A 16,621-nucleotide genomic window follows, 5' to 3' on the forward strand; every position below is an offset into this window, starting at 1 on the left:
GCCTGGGTGGTACCTCCCAGTACCTGCCGTGACCTGGGGCTATTTACGGGTCAGTACCCCGGGCGCTACCGTGAAGGCATGCCAGCTCTCAACGTCGAGTTCAGCGATCGCGAACTTGAGGACCTGCGGCAGATCGCCAAGGAGCGCGGTACGTCCATGAAGGCGCTCGTGCGCGAGGCGGCCGCGGCCGACATAGCCCGCCACCGGGCCCTGCAGGAGGGTGCGGAGGCCTTCCGCCGGTTCTTCGCGACCCACGCCGACGAGTTCGCCGCAGCCTTCCCCGACGACGAACCGCCCACCAAGGGCGAGGGGCGGGCCGCCTGACCGATGGCACCCGTCCTCCATATCGACGTGCCCTGGCTGCTCCAGCGCCACGAAGAGGTCCTGCCGGACCAGCCGACGATCAACGACTTCTCCGCGCTGGTCGCCGCCGTCGCCCGGCACCGGGTCGACCCGCCGCGCCTCGGGGTGAACTCCGACCCGGCCTGGCGGGCGGCCGCGCTGCTGCACACCCTCGCCGTGCTCCGGCCGCTGCCCTCGGCCAACGCCCGCTTCGCCTGCTCGGCCGCCGTGGCGTACATGTTCGTCAGCGGCGTCGGCATCGACCCGCCCTACGGCGCCCTCGTCGACCTCGCCCGCGACCTGATGTCCGGCACGACCGACGTCTACGGCGCGGCGGACCGGCTGCGCTCCTGGCAGATCTGAGCGGAGGCGCCGCCGGCCGAGGGCCGTACCCAGTGGACTGCGCCGGAGCGTGCGCCGGGAGCGTGCGCGGCGCACCCGGTGCGGGTGCCCGATTCACACGGGGCGCATGGAAATGTCGAAAACCGGTGCGATCGACGTGCGTCTGTTCCCGTTTCTGACTTTCTGTCAAGCGTGGGGATGTTGTCCATGCGCCTTGTTGGCCGTGTGGGGGTTGTGCAAGAGTGAAACACGCGTGCGGGGGGAATGGCCGAGTGTCGCACGTGATTTGTTGACCGGGTCCGATTCGCCGCCGGCGAATTCGCCCCTCCCGCGCCGCGCCAAAAAAGGTACGCACCAACCGGGCTCCTTTTTCGGCGTCAGACTTCTGTGTGTCACATGCGCGTGGGAAGGAACCATCTCAGTGCCCACCCCCCACCCCCCTCGTCCCCCGTATCCCCCGCCCGGCGGGGATCCGGGGGAATCCGACGAGAGCCTCGCCGCCCCGCTCAGAGGCAGCCCGGAGGGCGAGGTCGCCGCCCATTCCGTCGCGCTGCTGATGGCGCGGCACTGGCAGCCGGTGCACGACTACGCGGTCATCTGTCTCGCCTCGTCGGCCAAGGTCGCCGCGATGGTCACCGGGACCGCCTTCCACCGGACCCTCAACCGCCTCGCCTTCGGCGAGTCGGGCGTCGCGCTGCGCCCGGCCCTTCTGGTGACCGTGCGCGACACGATCCGGGAGTGGTCGGGCGACGACCGAATATCGGCGGTCCTGCCCGCCTTGCAGAAACCGGCCGGAGGGCGCGGGCTGCGCGCGGCGACGTCCATGACGCCCGAAAATCGCGCCCTCGCGGAGCGGGCATTCCAGGCACTTCCCGCGGCCGCGCGCTGTTTGCTCTGGCACGTCGAGGTCGAGGCCGATCCCTTAAGCGTCCCGGCCGGTCTGCTGGGCATGGATACCGACATCGCGTCGGCCGCACTCGAACAGGCACGGGACACATTCCGTGAGGGTTGTGTACATGCCCATCGGGAACTCGCGCCGACCCAGGATTGCCGGTTCTACAACCGACTGCTCGACGTCCCGATCCGCCGGGGCGGCACCCTGCTGCCGGACGTCCAGGAGCACCTGGCGGAGTGCCGCTACTGCCGGAACGCAGCCGAACAGCTGAGCCATTTCGAGGGGCCGCTGGGCCCGCTGATCGCCGAGGCGGTGCTCGGCTGGGGCGCACGCCGGTACCTCGACTCGCGACCGGGCCGGTCCTCGCACGGCACGCGGGGCGGTCGCGCCGGCCGGCGGGGCGGCGGGCGGCGCGGCGGCGGAGCCCGGGGAGACGGGCGGCACCGCCTGCTGTCCAGGATCCCCCTGCCCGCGCGCCGGGTCCCGGACGCGCTGCGGTCCCCCCGGGCGCTGCTCTCCGGCGTCGGCGCGGTGTCGGCCGGGGTACTGGCCACCGTGCTCATCATCAGCGCCTCGTCGTACGACGGCGGCCAGGCCGACCCGGCCGGCTCCAACAGCGCCGCCGGCTCCGACGGCACCGGGTCCGTGTCACCGCCCGGCACGGCGGGGCTGCCCACGGCACCGGGCGTGACGCGGCTGCGCAACGCCGGCGCCGACCTGTGCCTGGACGTCCGGGACCTGCCGAAGGAGGGCTCGGCGACGAAGCTGGCGCCGTGTTCGACGGTGTGGACCCAGCAGTGGACGTACGAGGACGACGGGCTGCTGCGCAGCGTGGCCGACCCCGGGCTGTGCCTGGACTCGCACAAGGACGCGGGCGTGGTGGTCCTCGGCACCTGCGCCGACGAGGACACCGAACGGGCCGACGACGTGCGCTACGACCTCACCGTGCAGGGCGAGTTGCTGCCCCGCTGGGACGAGCGGCTCGCCCTCGCCGCCACGCACGACGACCCGGACGCCGACATCGTCGTCAAGGTCCGCGACCGCTCCGAGGCCCAGCGCTGGCAGCCGGAGCCCCTGCCGACGACGGCCGGCTCGCTGTCGATCGAGGAGCAGGAGGGCCACAAGGCCCGGCAGGTGACCCTGCCCCACGGCCGGACGGCGTGACCACGGCCCCCGCGGCCTGAGCGGGCTGCGCGGTGCACGCGCCGCGCAGCCCCCGGGTCAGGCCGGGTCCTCGACGAGGTCGGCCGGACCGGCCGTGCCCGGGGTGGCATGGCCGGACAGGGCGAGGGTGAGGTCGAGTTCGGCCAGCAGGCAGCGGATGACGTGCTCGACCCCCGACTGCCCGTCGAGCCCGAGTCCGTAGACGTACGGACGGCCGACGAGGACGGCCCGGGCGCCCAGGGCGAGCGCCTTGAAGATGTCGTCGCCGGTGCGGACGCCGCTGTCGAAGAGCACGGTGAGCCGGTCGCCGACGGCCTCCGCCACGCGGGGGAGCGCGTCCGCCGCCGCGACGGAGCCGGCCACCTGCCGTCCGCCGTGGTTGGAGACGACCACGCCGTCCATGCCGGCCTCGGCGGCCAGCCGGGCGTCGTCCGGGTGCAGCACGCCCTTGAGGACGATGGGGCCGTCCCAGTTCTCCCGCAGGAACGCCAGGTCCGGCCAGGTCTTGCCGGGGTCGCCCTGAAGCCCGATGAAGTGCCGCACCGCCGCGGCCAGGTCCTCCTCCACCGGCTTCGACAGGCCCGCCTTGAAGGCCGGGTCCGTGAAGTAGTTGGCCATCCCCACCCCGTTCAGGAACGGCAGGTACGCCTGGTCGAGGTCGCGCGGCCGCCAAGCGAGCAGGGGTGTGTCCAGCGTGACCACGAGCACGGTGAATCCGGCGGCCCGGGCCCGGTTCAGGAAGCTGCGGGCCACCTCCGGGTCCTTGGGCCAGTACAGCTGGAACCAGCGTTCGGCCTCGCCCATCACCTCGGCGATCCGCTCCATCGGCGTGCTCGACACGGAGGACAGGATGTACGGCACACCCTGCGCCGCGGCGGCCCGGGCCGCCGCGGGCTCCGCATCCGGATGCATGATCGACAGCACCCCGACGGGAGCCAGGGCCAGCGGGGCGGGCAACGCACGGCCGAGGACCTCCACCGACAGATCCCGCTCGCGCACGTCCCTCAGCATGCGCGGCACGATCCGGCGGCGCTCCAGCGCTGCCCGGTTGGCGCGGGCCGTGCTGCCGTTCCCCGCGCTGCCCGCCACATAGCCGACCGGACCGGCGCCGAGCCGCCGCTCGGTGAGTTCCTCCAGGCGGGTCAGGTCCGTGGGCAGTCGTGGGACGACGCCCGCCATGCCGTTGAGGTAGATCTCGTACTGGTAGTCGGCCCAGTGCTGTGCCATCGGCCGGTCCCGCCTCTCGTCGTCGAGCCTGCGTCGACCCGACGATACGGCGAGCGGGCCGGTGGCCGGCCGGCGGCACGGACCGCGGGTCAGCCTCCCGCGACCGACGAGTGCAGCACACCGGCCAGTTCACGCGGCTGCGAGAACATCGGCCAGTGGCCCGTGGCCATCTCCACCAGCTCCCACCGGTCACTCTTGAGGAGTGCGGCCACCGCCGGCAACGGCTCGTCCCCGTCGAGGAGGCACTTCACGTACGTCGCCGGAAGGTCGGCCAAGGAGCGCTCGAGACGGGCCGGTTCGGTGAGCGTGGCACCCGGATGCGGGGTCGAGCCGGCGACGAACCGGGCGATCTGCTCGTCCGTCAGCCCCTGGCCCGCGCAGTCGTCCGGGCCGAGCGGGGGCCAGAACCCGTCGTGCTCGGCGATCGACCGGCGCACGCCCTCGCTCGGCCAGCCCGACAGGAACGACTCCCCGTCCACCGGCACGTTCGCGTCGACGAACACCACGCGCCGCAGCCGGTCACCGATGCGCTCGGCGGCCAGCCCGACCGGTATGCCCGCGTAGCTGTGTCCCACGAGGACGACGTCGCGCGGGCCGAGGCGCTCCACCTCGTCGACGATGTCCCGCACATGCGTCTCCAGCCCGGCCGCCGCACCCTGCTTCTCGGCGAGGCCCGACAGCGTCAGCGCGTGCACGTCGTGCCCGGCGCCGCGCAGTTCGGCCGCCACCTCGTCCCACGCCCACGCCCCGAGCCAGGCACCTGCCACCAGTACGAAGTCAGTCATGCCCGCACGGTAGCCGCCGGCACTGACAACGCCCCCGGGCCGGTGACCGGCGGCACGGGCACGTCACTCCCCGGCGGCACGGGCACGTCCCTGCTCGTCGTCCTGGCACGTCACTCCCCGTCGTCCGTGTGCGGCGGGTGGTCCGGCCCGGTGTCCGGGCCCTGCGCCCGTACCCGTTGCACGTGTTCCAGGGAGTCGCGCAACTCCGTGAGCCAGTCGTCCGTGTGCCGCTGGACCAGGCGCACGCACCACGCCAGCGCGTCGCTGCGGCTGCGGGCGACGCCTCCGGCGATCAGGGTGTCGAGGACCTGGCGCTCCGGCTGGCGCAGCCGTGTCATCACGGGCGCGGCCACGTGCGTGAAGAGGGCGCGCCGCCCGCCGCACTCAACCCCCCAGGACACCTTGCGGCGGAACCGGTGCTCGGCCTCCCGGGCCACGGCCATCCGGTCCTCGCGCGTGCGCTCCCGGAACTCCTGCACCCGGCTCTCCAGGGCCGCCTCCCGTTCGGCAACCGGGGCGTCCTCGGCCAGCCGGGGCGCGGGGATGCGGCCGATCACGGTGATCTCCTCCCGGTCGACCGTGATCTCGGTCAGCTCCTCGAAGAGGTCGTCGGGGAGGCGGCCGGCGAACCAGCCGCGCAGTTGCTCTCGCTGCTCGCTCGTAATCATGTAATGACGATTACTCGACGCGGGCATGAACGCAAGCGGTTGCAAAGTGGTCGGCCCAGAGCGGAATCGGAATGTTTCAGGCCTATTAACAAACACCCGGGAATCAGCCATCTGGCCGCTTCATACCCCCGGAGTCCGCGCAGTTACGGGCTTCACGCGCGCCCGTTCCGTAACTTCGCGCCACTGATTCAATACGTAACGTTACTGAAACCAGTGGGGTCGATGTGTGTTTCGGCGACGGACTCGGCAGACTCGCGCTCGCCGTTCCGGGCACCGACCGAGCACGGGCCGGCACCCCCTGTAATCGAGCGGAAGGATGCACACAATGCGGAACACCGCGCGCTGGGCCATGACCCTCGGCCTGACGGCCACCGCCGTCTGCGGACCCCTGACCGGGGCCGCGCTCGCCACCCCGGGTCCGGCCCCCGCCGCGCTCTACGCCCCCTCGGCCCTCGTCCTCACGGTGGGCCACGGAGAGAGCGCGATCACAACGACTCCGGAACGCGCGGTCACCCTGACCTGTGCCCCCAGGCCCGCGGGCACCCACCCGGCCGCCGCCGAGGCCTGCGCGGAACTGCGCGGAGTCGGCGGCGACTTCGACGCCCTGACCGCCACGGAGGGCGTGATGTGCACCAAGCAGTACGACCCGGTGGTCGTGACCGTGGACGGCGTCTGGCAGGGGCAGCGGGTCAGCTACGAGCGCGTCTTCTCCAACGACTGCATGAAGAACGCCTACGGCACGGGCGTCTTCTCCTTCTAGGGGCGACCCTCCCGAGGACCGGGATCGCGCTGTTCCCGTGAAGCACGGCGGCTCGTTGCTGGGGAGCCGGGCCGCTGTCACGGGGAGGCCGCGATCTCGTACAAGGGAGCCGGCGGGCGGAGTGGGGCCGCCCGCCGGCTCCTGGGTTTTCGGGCCCCGGCGCTCAAGGAACTGTCAGGCCGTGGCTCTCACGCCCGGTCGCGGTGGCTCGTGTCGCACCACGGATAGCGGCGGCTGCGGCGGCAGGTGCACAGGGCCACGCGGAAGCGGTCGGAGGTGACGACGGAGCCGTCCTCCAGTTCCACCTCCACCGGGCCTTCCATCAGCAGCGGTCCCTTCCGCTGGACGGTGACGCGGCGCGGGGCCTCGGACGACCGGTCAGACGGGGAGTTCGGCACGGACGACCACCAGCTCTTCCTTGTCCTCGGTGTCGGACAGCAGCCCCCGCTCCCGCAGCCAGCGTTCCCGGCCCCGCAGCACGGGACCGAACGCGATCCGGCGCCGCTGGGTCACCGCGGCCTTCAGGCCGGCGGCCCGCAGCTGCCCGACGGTGAGATCCGGGCCGCTCAGCGCCGACTGCACCAGCAGCAGCACCCCGCCCGGTTGCAGCAGGCCGGGCGCCTCCCGGCAGATCCGGTCCACGACCAGCCGCCCGTCATCGCCCGCGTCCCAGGCCCGGGCGGCGCCCCGCGGCGCGCGCCGGCCGTCCGGCGCGGGCACGTACGGCGGATTGGCCAGGACGAGGTCGTACGACTCCCCGCGGACGGGTTCGAACAGGTTCCCGTGCCTGATGCGGATCGGGAGTCCGGCCAGCCAGGCGTTCAGCCGCGCCGCCCACACGGCGCCCCAGGACACGTCGACGGCGGTCACGCGGAAGCCGCGGCGCGCCGCCTCCAGGGCCAGGGCGCCGGTCCCGGTGCCCACGTCGAGCACCTCGGCGCCCGGCGGCAGCGGTTCGTCGGACAGCACACCGGCCAGCAGCTCGGTGTCTTCCTGCGGGGCGTACACACCCGGGAGTACCAGTGGATTCACGGACGTCGAGTACCCCGCCACTCAGGAGATATAGGTGGTTTCACGGGCAAGCGGTGCATGCAGTGATGAACGGGATGCCCGCCAGTCGGTGAGCAGCCGCGCGCCGAAGCGCTCCTCGACGAACTCCGTGGCGTCGATGCCGAAGGCGACGTCCGGGGCGAGGTGGGGCTCCTGCTCCAGCAGACCGCCGATGACGTCGTGGCGCACGACCTGCTCGTGGACCGCGTCGGCCTCCACGTGCTCGTCGTAGAAGTGCTCGGCCGCCGGTCCGGCGCCCGTGCGGCGCATCGCCTCGGCGAGCCGCCGCGACCCCGGGGACGAGGTGATCTCGACCGCCGCGAAGTGGCCCACCAGGGCGCCCCTGAGGGCCCGGTGCAGGCCGAAGAGGGACATCATGTTCACCGTGACCAGGGCCTCGGCGGACGCGGCGTCGAGGTAGCGGCCGTACGTGGTGTCCAGGCCGAGGTCCGTCATCAGGTCGGCGAACAGCCGGGCGTGCACGCGGTCGGCGCGGCCGCCGCCCCACTCGTCGAACTCCACCGCCGCCATCGCCGCCTTCGCCCTGCCCCACAGCCGGGGCAGCACCCAGGCGTGCGGGTCCGCCTCCTTCAGGTGGTACAGGGAGCGCTGCGCCGCGTACTCGCGCAGATGCCACAGCTCGCCCTCGTCGCGCAGGAAGTGGCTGACGCCCGTGCCGTCGACCGGCTCGACCAGGAGGCCCGCCAGCGCCTCGTCGACGCTGTCGTGGACCCAGGCGTCGGAGCGCAGGGCGGACAGGAAGCGCTGCTCCAGGGCCGCCCGGACGCGCAGCAGGTCGGGGTCCCACTCGCGGTCGGTGGACACGCCCGCGAAGCCGCGGTAGTGCAGCTCGTAGCAGAGGTACAGGGCGAGCTGGAGGTCGTCGCCGTACACCTCGGCGCGGGCGACCTCCTCCAGGCGGGGCAGCCGGCCCGCGCCCCGCAGGTACGTCTCGACGCCCCTGCTCAGCGGGCCGCGTGGGGTCGGCAGGCGTGGTTCTTCACGGTCGTGCTCCATGGGCCCCGGGTACCCGCGGGGCGCCTGGTCACCCGCCCGCGTGGTACCGGGTCCGCAGGGGCCCTCGGACAGGCCGCGGGCCCGGGCGGCCGGCCGGCGCGCCCGGGCCCGCGCCCGGCTTTGGTCGCTGCGACGCTCCCCGGGGCTCTCAGTCCCCCTCGGACTCCTCCTGGGCGCGTGTGTTGGGGGTGATGGCCTCCCCGGCCTCGCCCCGGTGGCGGCGCTGTTCGGCGGAGTCCTCGGTGCGCTTCTCGGCGTCCTCGATCTCGCGCAGGACCTCCTCGAGCGCCGTCTCGGGCTGCTTGCCGTCGTGGTCCTTGTGGTGGGACACGGGGTCTCCTTCCTGCGTTCGGTACGCGTCACTCAGTGGGAGGCGGTGGCGATGCGCAGCGGGACGGGTTCCGCGGGGGCCGCCTCCTCGTTGCGGCGGGTCACCTCCGCCCACCAGGACGGGCCGTCCTCGATGTGGCGCAGCAGCACACCCTCGCGGATCGCCCAGGGGCAGACGGTGACGGACGTGATGCCGGTCAGTTTCATCGCCGTGTGCCCGACCACCGCTCCGGCCAGGCTCTGCGCGGCCCGCGGCGCGGAGATGCCGGGCAGCCGCGCGCGCTCGGCGGCGGGCAGGGCGGCCAGCCGCACGATCGCCTCGCCCAGGTCCGTGCGGTGCAGCTGCCGCTCCACGAACGGGCCGTGGCGTCCGGGAGCGGCCCCGCACAGCCGTCCCAGCTGCTGGAACGTGCGGGAGGTGGCGACCGCGGTGCGCGGGCCCTCCCAGCGGATCCGGGCGGCGACGTCCCGCAGCTGATGGCGCACCCTGCGGCGCAGCGCCCGCACCCGCTCGGGCGACGGCGGGTCCTCGCCCTCGAAGAACTCGTGGGTGAGCCGCCCCGCGCCCAGCGGCAGCGACGCCACGAAGTCGGGCAGCCGGCCCCGCCCGAAGGCCACCTCCAGCGAGCCGCCGCCGATGTCCAGCAGGGCCAGCGGCCCAGAACGCCAGCCCATCCAGCGGCGGGCCCCGAGAAACGTCAGCTCGGCCTCGACCTCGCCCGGCAGGGTGCACAGGTCGACGCCCGTACGGGCCCGGACGGTGTGCAGCACCTCGTGCCGGTTCGGCGCGTTCCGTACCACGGCGGTCGCGAAGGCGAGCGGGCCCGCGGCGCCCCACCGGGTGGCGGTCCTGCTCGCCTCGGTGACGGCGTCGACGAGTTGCCCGACGGCCTGCTCCGGGATGGGTCCCCCCGGTGTGACCTGCTCGGACAGCCTGAGCCGCCACTTGGAGGTGTGGACCGGGAGCGGCACCCCGCCCTCCGCGTCCGCGACCACAAGTCTGACCGTGTTCGATCCCACGTCCACCACGCTGATTCGCATGCGCGGTGGGTACCCATTTCCGCGGCAGACCAACGGGTCGGTCCGCCGGGGAGGGCGAAGACGCGCCACCCGCGCGGGCGGAGGGGTGCGCCGCGTCCCTCTCTTTTCGCTGGGACCGGGGGAGTGCGCCACGTCACGCCATCTGGCGGCGCACCAGCTCGTGCAGCCGGCCGTTCGTGTCGGCGAGCAGCTGCGCGGGCGGGCCCTGCTGGATGACCTTGCCGTCCTCCATCACCACGACCCGGTCCGCGTCCATCACGGTCGACAGCCGGTGGGCGATGACGACCCGGGTCGCGTTGAGGGCCTTGGTGCTCTCGATGACCGTGCGCTGCGTCTCGTTGTCGAGGGCGCTGGTCGCCTCGTCGAAGAAGAGGATGCGCGGCCGGCGGATCAGCGCCTGGGCGATCATCAGCCGCTGCCGCTGGCCGCCGGAGACGGCCCCGCTGCCGGAGACGATGGTGTGCAGGCCCATCGGCATCCGCTTGATGTCCTCGGCGAGCCCGGCCATCTCGGCCGCCGCCATCGCCTCCTCCGGCGTGTACGGCTCGGTGCCGCAGATGACGTCCAGGATCGAGCCGGTGAACGGCTGCGCGTGCTGGAGCACCACACCGCACTGGCGGCGCACCGCCGACTGGTCGAGGGCGGCCAGGTCCTGACCGTCGTACAGCACACTCCCCGACACCGGCCGGTCGAAACCGATCAGCATGCGCAGCAGCGTCGACTTGCCGCAGCCGCTCGGGCCGACGATCGCGACGAACTCGCCCGGCCGCACCTCGAACGACACGTCGTCCAGGACCAGCGGCCCGTCGTCCGCGTACCGGAAGGACACCCGCCGCGCCTCGATCGCGCCGGTCAGCGGACCCGGCCGGGTGCTCGCCGTGCGCACCTCCGGCGTGGCGTCCAGCACCGGCTTGATCTCCTCGAACAGCGGCAGCGCGGCCACCGCCGAGACGAACGCGCCGGTCAGCTGGGTGACGGAGGTCAGCACCATCGTCACCGAGGTGTTGAACGTGAGGAACGCCGCCGCGGACATCGAACCCCGGGCCGGTCCCGCCAGCAGCATGAACATCAGCAGGGTGCACAGCGGCAGGTACACCGCGCCCAGCACCGTCGTGAGGTTCTTGATGCGGCCGACCTTCTGCTGGAGCTCCCGGCTGCGCGCGAACTCCGACGCCCACGCCGCGTACGCGTAGTTCTCGGCGGCCGCCACCCGCAGCTTCGGCAGGCCCCGCAGCGTCTGGAACGCCTGGTTGTTCAGCTTGTTGGAGAGCACCACGAGACGCCGCTGCCAGCGCACCTGCCACAGCCCGAGCCCCAGGAACACGGCCGCGATGACGACGAGCATCCCGATCGCGGCCATCGCCATCGGCACGCTGAACCAGAACAGCAGGCCCAGGTTCATCGCCCCGACCGTCACCGACTGGGCGACCGTCGGCCCGACGCCCGCCAGCAGCCGGCGGATCGAGCTGATGCCCATGGCCGCGCTGGCCAGTTCGCCCGTGGAGCGCTCGGTGAAGAACTTCGTCGGCAGCCTGAGCAGCCGGTCCCACACCGCCGGCTGGAGCGTGGCCTCGATCCGGCCCTCGATCCGCAGGATGGTGAGGTTCTGCAACAGCATGAAGGCCGCCGCCACCACGCTGCTCAGCATCACCGCGAGGCACACCTGCACGATCAGGTCCGTCTGCGCCTTCGGCACGAACTCGCCCAGCACCTTGCCCGTCGCGACGGGCACCAGCGCGCCGATCGCCACCGTGACCAGACCGCTGAGCAGCAGCGCCGTGAGGTCGCCGCGCATGCCCCGCATGCAGAACCGCAGCAGCCGCAGCGGACTGAGTCCCCGTTCGGGCAGCGGGCGGTAGAACATCACCGCGCGCGGCTCGAACTCGTCGGCGTTGGCCTTCTCGATCGGCGTCTCACGCCCGGTCGACGGATGCACGGCGACGTAGCCGCCGCGCCGCCACAGCAGCGCCACCGGCGCGCCCGACAGGGCCCGCTGGCCGACCAGCGGCCCGACGTTGTCCCGCCACCAGCGGCCGTCCAGCCGTACCGCCCGGGTGCGGACCCGGGAGGCCAGCGCGATCTGCTCGACCGGGTCGAGGCGGTCCCCGCCGGTGCCCTTCTGCGTCGGCTCGGTGAGACTGAGCCCGGCCGCCTGCCCGACCAGCTTGCAGGCCGCGTACGTGGCGTCGGCGTCGGCCGCGGTGGTCCGCTTCGACGACCGCTTGCCGATGGAGGCGAGCAGTGTCTGGTCGGCCTGGGCGCGCACCGCCTCACCGGCCTTGATGCCCTCGGCCGTACGCGTCTCGTGGGTGCGCTCCAGCTGCTCGATCCAGCGGTCCAGCGTGGTGAGCAGCCGGTACTGCTGGTCGACCATGGACTGCCACAGCGCCGGGTCCATCAGCAGGTCGGCCGCCGCCTCGGCACCGTACAGCGAGCCGTACTGGACGCTGCCCGGCGGCACCTGCATCCAGAACACGTCGTCGTCGGTGGGCGCGGCGGCCCGCTCGGTGGCCATCGGCGCCTGGAAGAGGATGGACAGGCTGCGGCCGACCCCCAGCGCGAGCGCGTACTCCAGCGGGCTCGTCGTCGGCGGCACGTACTGCGGGTTGCCGTACTCGTCGTACGACCAGGTCGCGGTGTTGGCGGGCTGGTACAGCTCGCGCAGGCCGATGCGGTGCACCACGCAGTCCCGCAGCGGTCGAGCCACCAGGGTGTGCTGCGGCCCCGGCACCGGGCCGAGCACCAGCGAGCCCGCCTCGAGACGGCCCAGGTGGTGCCAGTGGCCCTGCTGCCCCGCGTCGACCGCGAACAGGTCGACGGCGCCGGACGCCACCAGCCACAGCACCTGCGGGCCTTCGAGGTCCAGGCGGTTGAACCCGGCGCAGTCGATGCGCGAGCCCAGCTGCCCGAAGGCGCCCAGCACGAGGTCCCCGTCGTGTCCTTCGTGGGCGGTCGTCATGTCACCGTTCCCTGACCAGTGCCGCGTAGGCGCCGCCGCGCGCCACCAGTTCCTCGTGCCGCCCGCGCTCCACGACCGTGCCGTGCTGCAGGACGACGATCTCGTCGCTGTCGCGCACCGTGCTGAGCCGGTGGGCGATCACCACGCAGGCGCAGCCGCGCCGGCGCAGGTTGTCCATCACGACCAGCTCGGTCTCGGCGTCCAGCGCGCTCGTCACCTCGTCGAGCACCAGGATGCTGGGGCGGCGCACCAGCGCCCGCGCGATCTCCAGGCGCTGGCGCTGCCCGCCGGAGAAGTTGCGGCCGTCCTGCTCGACCTTGCTGTGGATGCCACCGGGGCGGCGCATGATCACGTCGTACAGGGCGGCGTCGCGCAGCGCGTCCTCCACCGCCTCGTCCGGGATCGACGGGTCCCACAGCGCCACGTTGTCGCGGACCGTGCCCTCGAAGAGGAACACGTCCTGGTCGACGAAGGAGACGGAGGCGGCGAGCGCCCCGCGCGGGATGTCCTCGATGCGCTGCCCGTCGATGCGGATCACGCCTTCCCACGGCGCGTACAGGCCGGAGATCATCCGGGACACCGTGGACTTGCCGCTGCCCGAGCCGCCGACCAGCGCCACCTGCTGCCCGGGGCCGACGGTCAGGTCGAAGCCGGTGAGCAGCGGCTTGTCGAGCGGGCTGTAGCCGAAGGTGATGTTCTCCAGCTCGACGTGGCCCTGGAGGCGGCGCGTCGACTCGCCAGCGCCGGGGCGGCCGTAGAGGGGGTCGGCCTTGAAGTTCTCCACGTCCTTCAGCCGGGCCACGTCGGCGGCGAAGTCCTGGATGCGGCCCGCGACGCCGTTCAGCCGGGTCAGCGGGGCGGTGAACCGGGTGACCAGGGCCTGGAAGGCGACCAGCAGGCCGACCGAGATGTGCCCCTCGACCGCCCGCATGCCGCCGATCCAGAGGATCAGCGCGCTGTTGAGGGTGGCGAGCGTCGGCGCGACCACGCCCAGCCAGGCGCTCGGCACGCCGAGCCGCTGCTGCTCCTCCAGGGTGGTGGCGTGCTGCCCGGCCCACTTGCGGAAGTAGCCGTCCTCGCCGCCGGTCGCCTTCATCGTCTCGATGAGCTGCAGGCCCGTGTAGGCGGTGTTGGTGAGCCGGGCCGTGTCGGCGCGCAGCTTCGCCGTGCGGGTGGCGCGCAGCCGTACGACGACCCGCATGGCGACGATGTTCAGCAGGGCCACGCCGATGCCGACGAACGTCAGTTGCGGGTCGTAGGTGTAGAGCAGCACCGCGTACAGCACGACCACGATCGCGTCCACGCCCGCCGCCGCGAGGTCGCGGGACAGGGTCTCGGCGACCGCGTCGTTGGACTGGAGCCGCTGGACGAGGTCGGCCGGGCTGCGCTGGGAGAAGAACGTCACCGGCAGCCGCAGCAGATGCCTCAGGAAGCGGGCGCTGGACAAAGTGGAGGAGATGATGCGGCCGCGCAGCAGGTTCGCCTGCTGGAGCCAGGTCAGCACGACGGTGAGCAGCACGCACGCCGCCATCGACGCGAACAGCACGCCGAGCAGCGAGGTCTTGTTCCCGATCAGGAACTCGTCGATGTAGGTGCGGCTGAGCGCGGGCACCGCCGCGCCGACCGCCACCAGCAGCAGGCTCGCCAGCACGGCGGCGGGCATGGTGCCCGCGGTGCCGCGCAGCCGGGCGGGCATCGCGCCCAGGACGCCGGGCTTGCGCCCGCCCCGGGTGAAGTCCTCGCCGGGCTCCATGACGAGCACGACACCGGTGAAGCTGCCGTCGAAGTCCTCCATGGGCACGAAACGGCGGCCCTTGCCGGGATCGTTGATGTAGACGCCCCGGCGGCCGAAGCGGCGGCCCATGCCGTCGTAGACGACGTAGTGGTTGAACTCCCAGAACAGGATGGCCGGCGACTTCACCTCGGCGAGGGCGGCCAGGTCCATCTGCATGCCCTTGGCCGTCAGGCCGTAACTACGGGCCGCCTTCAGCAGGTTGCTGGCGCGCGAGCCGTCCCGGGAGACGCCGCAGGCGATGCGCAGCTCCTCCAGCGGGACGTGCTTGCCGTAGTGGCCGAGCACCATCGCGAGCGACGCGGCACCGCACTCCACGGCCTCCATCTGGAGCACGGTGGGGGTACGGACCGTCTTGGCCTTGGCCTTGGGCACCTTGCGCTTGGGCGGGGCGGCGCGGCGCCTGCCCCGGTTCTCCTGAGCGGTCGCGCTCATGGCAGCAGCCAGTCGACGGGATGCTGGTCGGCCAGCCGGATCGACCCCGTGGCCAGCGTCATGGAGGTCAGCTTGTACGGCGGCCCGTCCGCGGACGACCACGCGTAACCGCTCTTCGTGGCGGACGACCTGTCCAGCCGGACCGTGACAGCCACCGGCCTGCCCTTCTTCGTGAACTGCTCGCCCAGCTGGCTGTCCCCGAGGAACGCGGAGATCTGCTGCGGGGACTGCGCCGAGCGGTCCACCGACTTCACATGGCCGCGCAGCACGCCGTACTCCTGGGTCGGCACCGATTGCACGGTCAGGTCGACGGCGGCGTCGTCGGGGATCGAGGCGGCGTTCTCGGCGGGGACGTACACGGTCGCGTACAGCGGGTCCTGGGCGCGGGCGACCTTCTCGACGGCGGCGACGTCCGCGCCGGTCTGGATGATCTGCCCCACGGACGCGGCGAGTGCGGAGACGCGGCCCGCGTCGAGCGTGCGGACGACCGTCTCGCCCTTGGCCGTACGGACCTTGAGCACGGGGGAGCCGGCGGGCACCCGCTGGCCCTGCTTGGCGAGCACCGCGGTGACCTGGCCCGCGACGGGGCTCTGGAGGACGTAACTGCCCTGCCCGTGCGTGAGGATGGCGGGCGCGCTGACGGTGGAGGTCACCGAACCGGTCACCGCCCACACCGAGGCGGCGGCCATCGCGACCACCGTCACCGAGAGCACGAGCCAGCCCTGCGGGCGGGCGAAACGCACCGGGAGGTCGAGTTCCTCCGGTGACTGCAGCTTGGCGAGGGCCTGTTGGCGGAACTGCAAGGAACTTCCCTCACCCGTAGAAGAGGTTTTTCACGGCCGCGACAGACGTTGTCACGGCACCCGAAGATCCCGGAACCGCCGGCTGCGGCTCCGGGAGTCAACGGCACTGGGGCTCGATCAGAGACCGGAGACCAGGTTGGTGACCGGGGCCGTGTTCAGGCCGGTGACGCCCTCGACGGTGCCGACAGCGGTGTTCACCAGGCCGGAGACCGGGGCGATGCTGTCGACCGTGTCGGTGACGGTGTTCACGGCGTTCACGGACAGGCCGCCGGAAACGGCGTCGAGCTCGGCGTCGGCGATCTCGACGGTCTCAACCTGGGGGGTGGAGTTCATGGTGGAACTTCCCTTCGTATGGATATCTCACAAGGGGGGAGCGGCCCCCTCTGGGGACAGATGACGGCCGCGACCGCGAGCGCCGGACATCCGTTTCCGAGTGCCCATCGCGGCCCCCGCGGTGCGATGGATCAAAGCACGCTGCGGGCGCGCGCTTCCAATCAACCACCGGTCTCACCAGGCAACTTGCGTCGCAGGAGCCCCGTTCCGTGCAGGTCCGTGCACGCCTTGGTGGCGAGTTCTTCACATGCGGCACGGCATCGGCTCATCCGATCCCTTGCCTCTCGGAGCGGCGAATCCGGCACTCCCGCCCCAAAGGCGTGAGTGCGCCGGCCACCCTGTGGACAACCCTCGACTTGGTGACCGGGTTGAGCATTCGATGTGCAGATTCGCTGAAGTCGGGATTCAACTCGACGATCGCAACAGATCGTTCCCGGGCGGATACGGATCGTGTCTGTTCGGCGGATCGGACTGACGCCCACTGCTGAAACGCCGTCATCCGGCCATTGGGGCGCCGCGCGCGATCCGCTTCCCTCCTCCGGAGCGGCCCGTCGTGACCAGGGAGGTCGCCGAGCGCGCGGTCGGCGCGCGGGCGACGGGAGTTGGCTGGTTCCGCGATGCGAAGCGATCACTTGCAAACGGAATTGAACGCCCCACTCGGCCCGTGCGTACCAACAG

General features: G+C 72.4%; 16 protein-coding genes. 4 read left to right on the forward strand and 12 right to left on the reverse strand.

Going from position 1 to position 16,621, the window contains the following annotated elements; translation table 11 throughout:
• Window positions 1–78: 78 nt before the first annotated feature.
• From C1703_RS37605 to C1703_RS37615, 3 genes are all read left to right on the forward strand, one after another.
• Window positions 79–324 carry a hypothetical protein gene (locus tag C1703_RS37605; RefSeq protein ID WP_094056765.1) on the forward strand — a complete coding sequence of 82 codons (246 nt, stop codon included), beginning with the start codon at window positions 79–81 and terminating at the stop codon, window positions 322–324.
• A 3-nt stretch (window positions 325–327) separates the two neighbouring features.
• On the forward strand, window positions 328–705 hold the full coding sequence (locus C1703_RS37610; protein WP_114257024.1) for a toxin Doc: 378 nt from the start codon (window positions 328–330) through the stop codon (window positions 703–705).
• A 400-nt stretch (window positions 706–1,105) separates the two neighbouring features.
• Window positions 1,106–2,743 (forward strand): RICIN domain-containing protein, encoded by a 1,638-nt coding sequence (locus C1703_RS37615; protein WP_114257025.1) that lies wholly within the window; start codon window positions 1,106–1,108, stop codon window positions 2,741–2,743.
• A gap of 57 nt (window positions 2,744–2,800) precedes the next feature.
• Here C1703_RS37615 and C1703_RS37620 read toward each other — a convergent pair whose 3' ends face one another.
• From C1703_RS37620 to C1703_RS37630, 3 genes are all read right to left on the reverse strand, one after another.
• Window positions 2,801–3,970 carry a lactate 2-monooxygenase gene (locus tag C1703_RS37620; RefSeq protein ID WP_114257026.1) on the reverse strand — a complete coding sequence of 390 codons (1,170 nt, stop codon included), beginning with the start codon at window positions 3,968–3,970 and terminating at the stop codon, window positions 2,801–2,803.
• Between the two features lie 89 nt (window positions 3,971–4,059).
• The gene (locus C1703_RS37625) at window positions 4,060–4,755 is read right to left on the reverse strand and encodes an alpha/beta fold hydrolase (protein WP_114257027.1); all 696 of its coding nucleotides are present in this window, start codon (window positions 4,753–4,755) and stop codon (window positions 4,060–4,062) included.
• A gap of 110 nt (window positions 4,756–4,865) precedes the next feature.
• Complete coding sequence (locus tag C1703_RS37630) at window positions 4,866–5,423, reverse strand: hypothetical protein (RefSeq protein WP_114257028.1); 558 nt, start codon at window positions 5,421–5,423, stop codon at window positions 4,866–4,868.
• Between the two features lie 325 nt (window positions 5,424–5,748).
• Here C1703_RS37630 and C1703_RS37635 point away from each other — a divergent pair, with 325 nt between their 5' ends.
• Entirely contained in the window at window positions 5,749–6,183 is a 435-nt protein-coding gene (locus tag C1703_RS37635) for a protease inhibitor (RefSeq protein WP_114257029.1), read from the forward strand.
• A 188-nt stretch (window positions 6,184–6,371) separates the two neighbouring features.
• On the opposite strand, the gene C1703_RS37640 is transcribed toward C1703_RS37635, so the two are convergent.
• The 9 genes from C1703_RS37640 to C1703_RS37680 form a co-directional block, all read right to left on the reverse strand.
• A complete protein-coding gene (locus C1703_RS37640; protein ID WP_114257030.1) occupies window positions 6,372–6,581 on the reverse strand; it encodes a CDGSH iron-sulfur domain-containing protein in 210 nt (69 codons plus the stop codon).
• A complete protein-coding gene (locus C1703_RS37645; RefSeq protein ID WP_232840713.1) occupies window positions 6,562–7,215 on the reverse strand; it encodes a HemK2/MTQ2 family protein methyltransferase in 654 nt (217 codons plus the stop codon). The genes C1703_RS37640 and C1703_RS37645 overlap by 20 nt, the downstream gene beginning before the upstream one ends.
• Window positions 7,216–7,236: 21 nt before the next feature.
• Window positions 7,237–8,250: an iron-containing redox enzyme family protein gene (locus tag C1703_RS37650; RefSeq protein ID WP_114257032.1), complete on the reverse strand. Its 1,014-nt coding sequence runs from the start codon at window positions 8,248–8,250 to the stop codon at window positions 7,237–7,239.
• Window positions 8,251–8,398: 148 nt separating this feature from the next.
• Window positions 8,399–8,581, reverse strand: coding sequence for a hypothetical protein (locus C1703_RS37655; protein WP_114257033.1), 183 nt, complete (start codon window positions 8,579–8,581; stop codon window positions 8,399–8,401).
• 32 nt (window positions 8,582–8,613) lie between these two features.
• Window positions 8,614–9,621, reverse strand: coding sequence for a Ppx/GppA family phosphatase (locus tag C1703_RS37660; RefSeq protein WP_114257034.1), 1,008 nt, complete (start codon window positions 9,619–9,621; stop codon window positions 8,614–8,616).
• 133 nt (window positions 9,622–9,754) lie between these two features.
• Window positions 9,755–12,580, reverse strand: a complete 2,826-nt coding sequence (locus tag C1703_RS37665) for an NHLP bacteriocin export ABC transporter permease/ATPase subunit (RefSeq protein ID WP_114257035.1) — start codon at window positions 12,578–12,580, stop codon at window positions 9,755–9,757.
• A gap of 1 nt (window position 12,581) precedes the next feature.
• Window positions 12,582–14,807 (reverse strand): NHLP family bacteriocin export ABC transporter peptidase/permease/ATPase subunit, encoded by a 2,226-nt coding sequence (locus tag C1703_RS37670; protein ID WP_114257036.1) that lies wholly within the window; start codon window positions 14,805–14,807, stop codon window positions 12,582–12,584.
• On the reverse strand, window positions 14,804–15,610 hold the full coding sequence (locus C1703_RS37675) for an HlyD family efflux transporter periplasmic adaptor subunit (protein WP_114257037.1): 807 nt from the start codon (window positions 15,608–15,610) through the stop codon (window positions 14,804–14,806). Before C1703_RS37675 ends, C1703_RS37670 begins: the two co-directional genes overlap by 4 nt.
• 117 nt (window positions 15,611–15,727) lie before the next feature.
• Window positions 15,728–15,943, reverse strand: a complete 216-nt coding sequence (locus C1703_RS37680) for a hypothetical protein (protein WP_010040515.1) — start codon at window positions 15,941–15,943, stop codon at window positions 15,728–15,730.
• Window positions 15,944–16,621: the final 678 nt, after the last annotated feature.

It is taken from the genome of Streptomyces sp. Go-475, from assembly GCF_003330845.1.
In the GTDB taxonomy this organism is placed as follows: Bacteria; Actinomycetota; Actinomycetes; order Streptomycetales; family Streptomycetaceae; genus Streptomyces.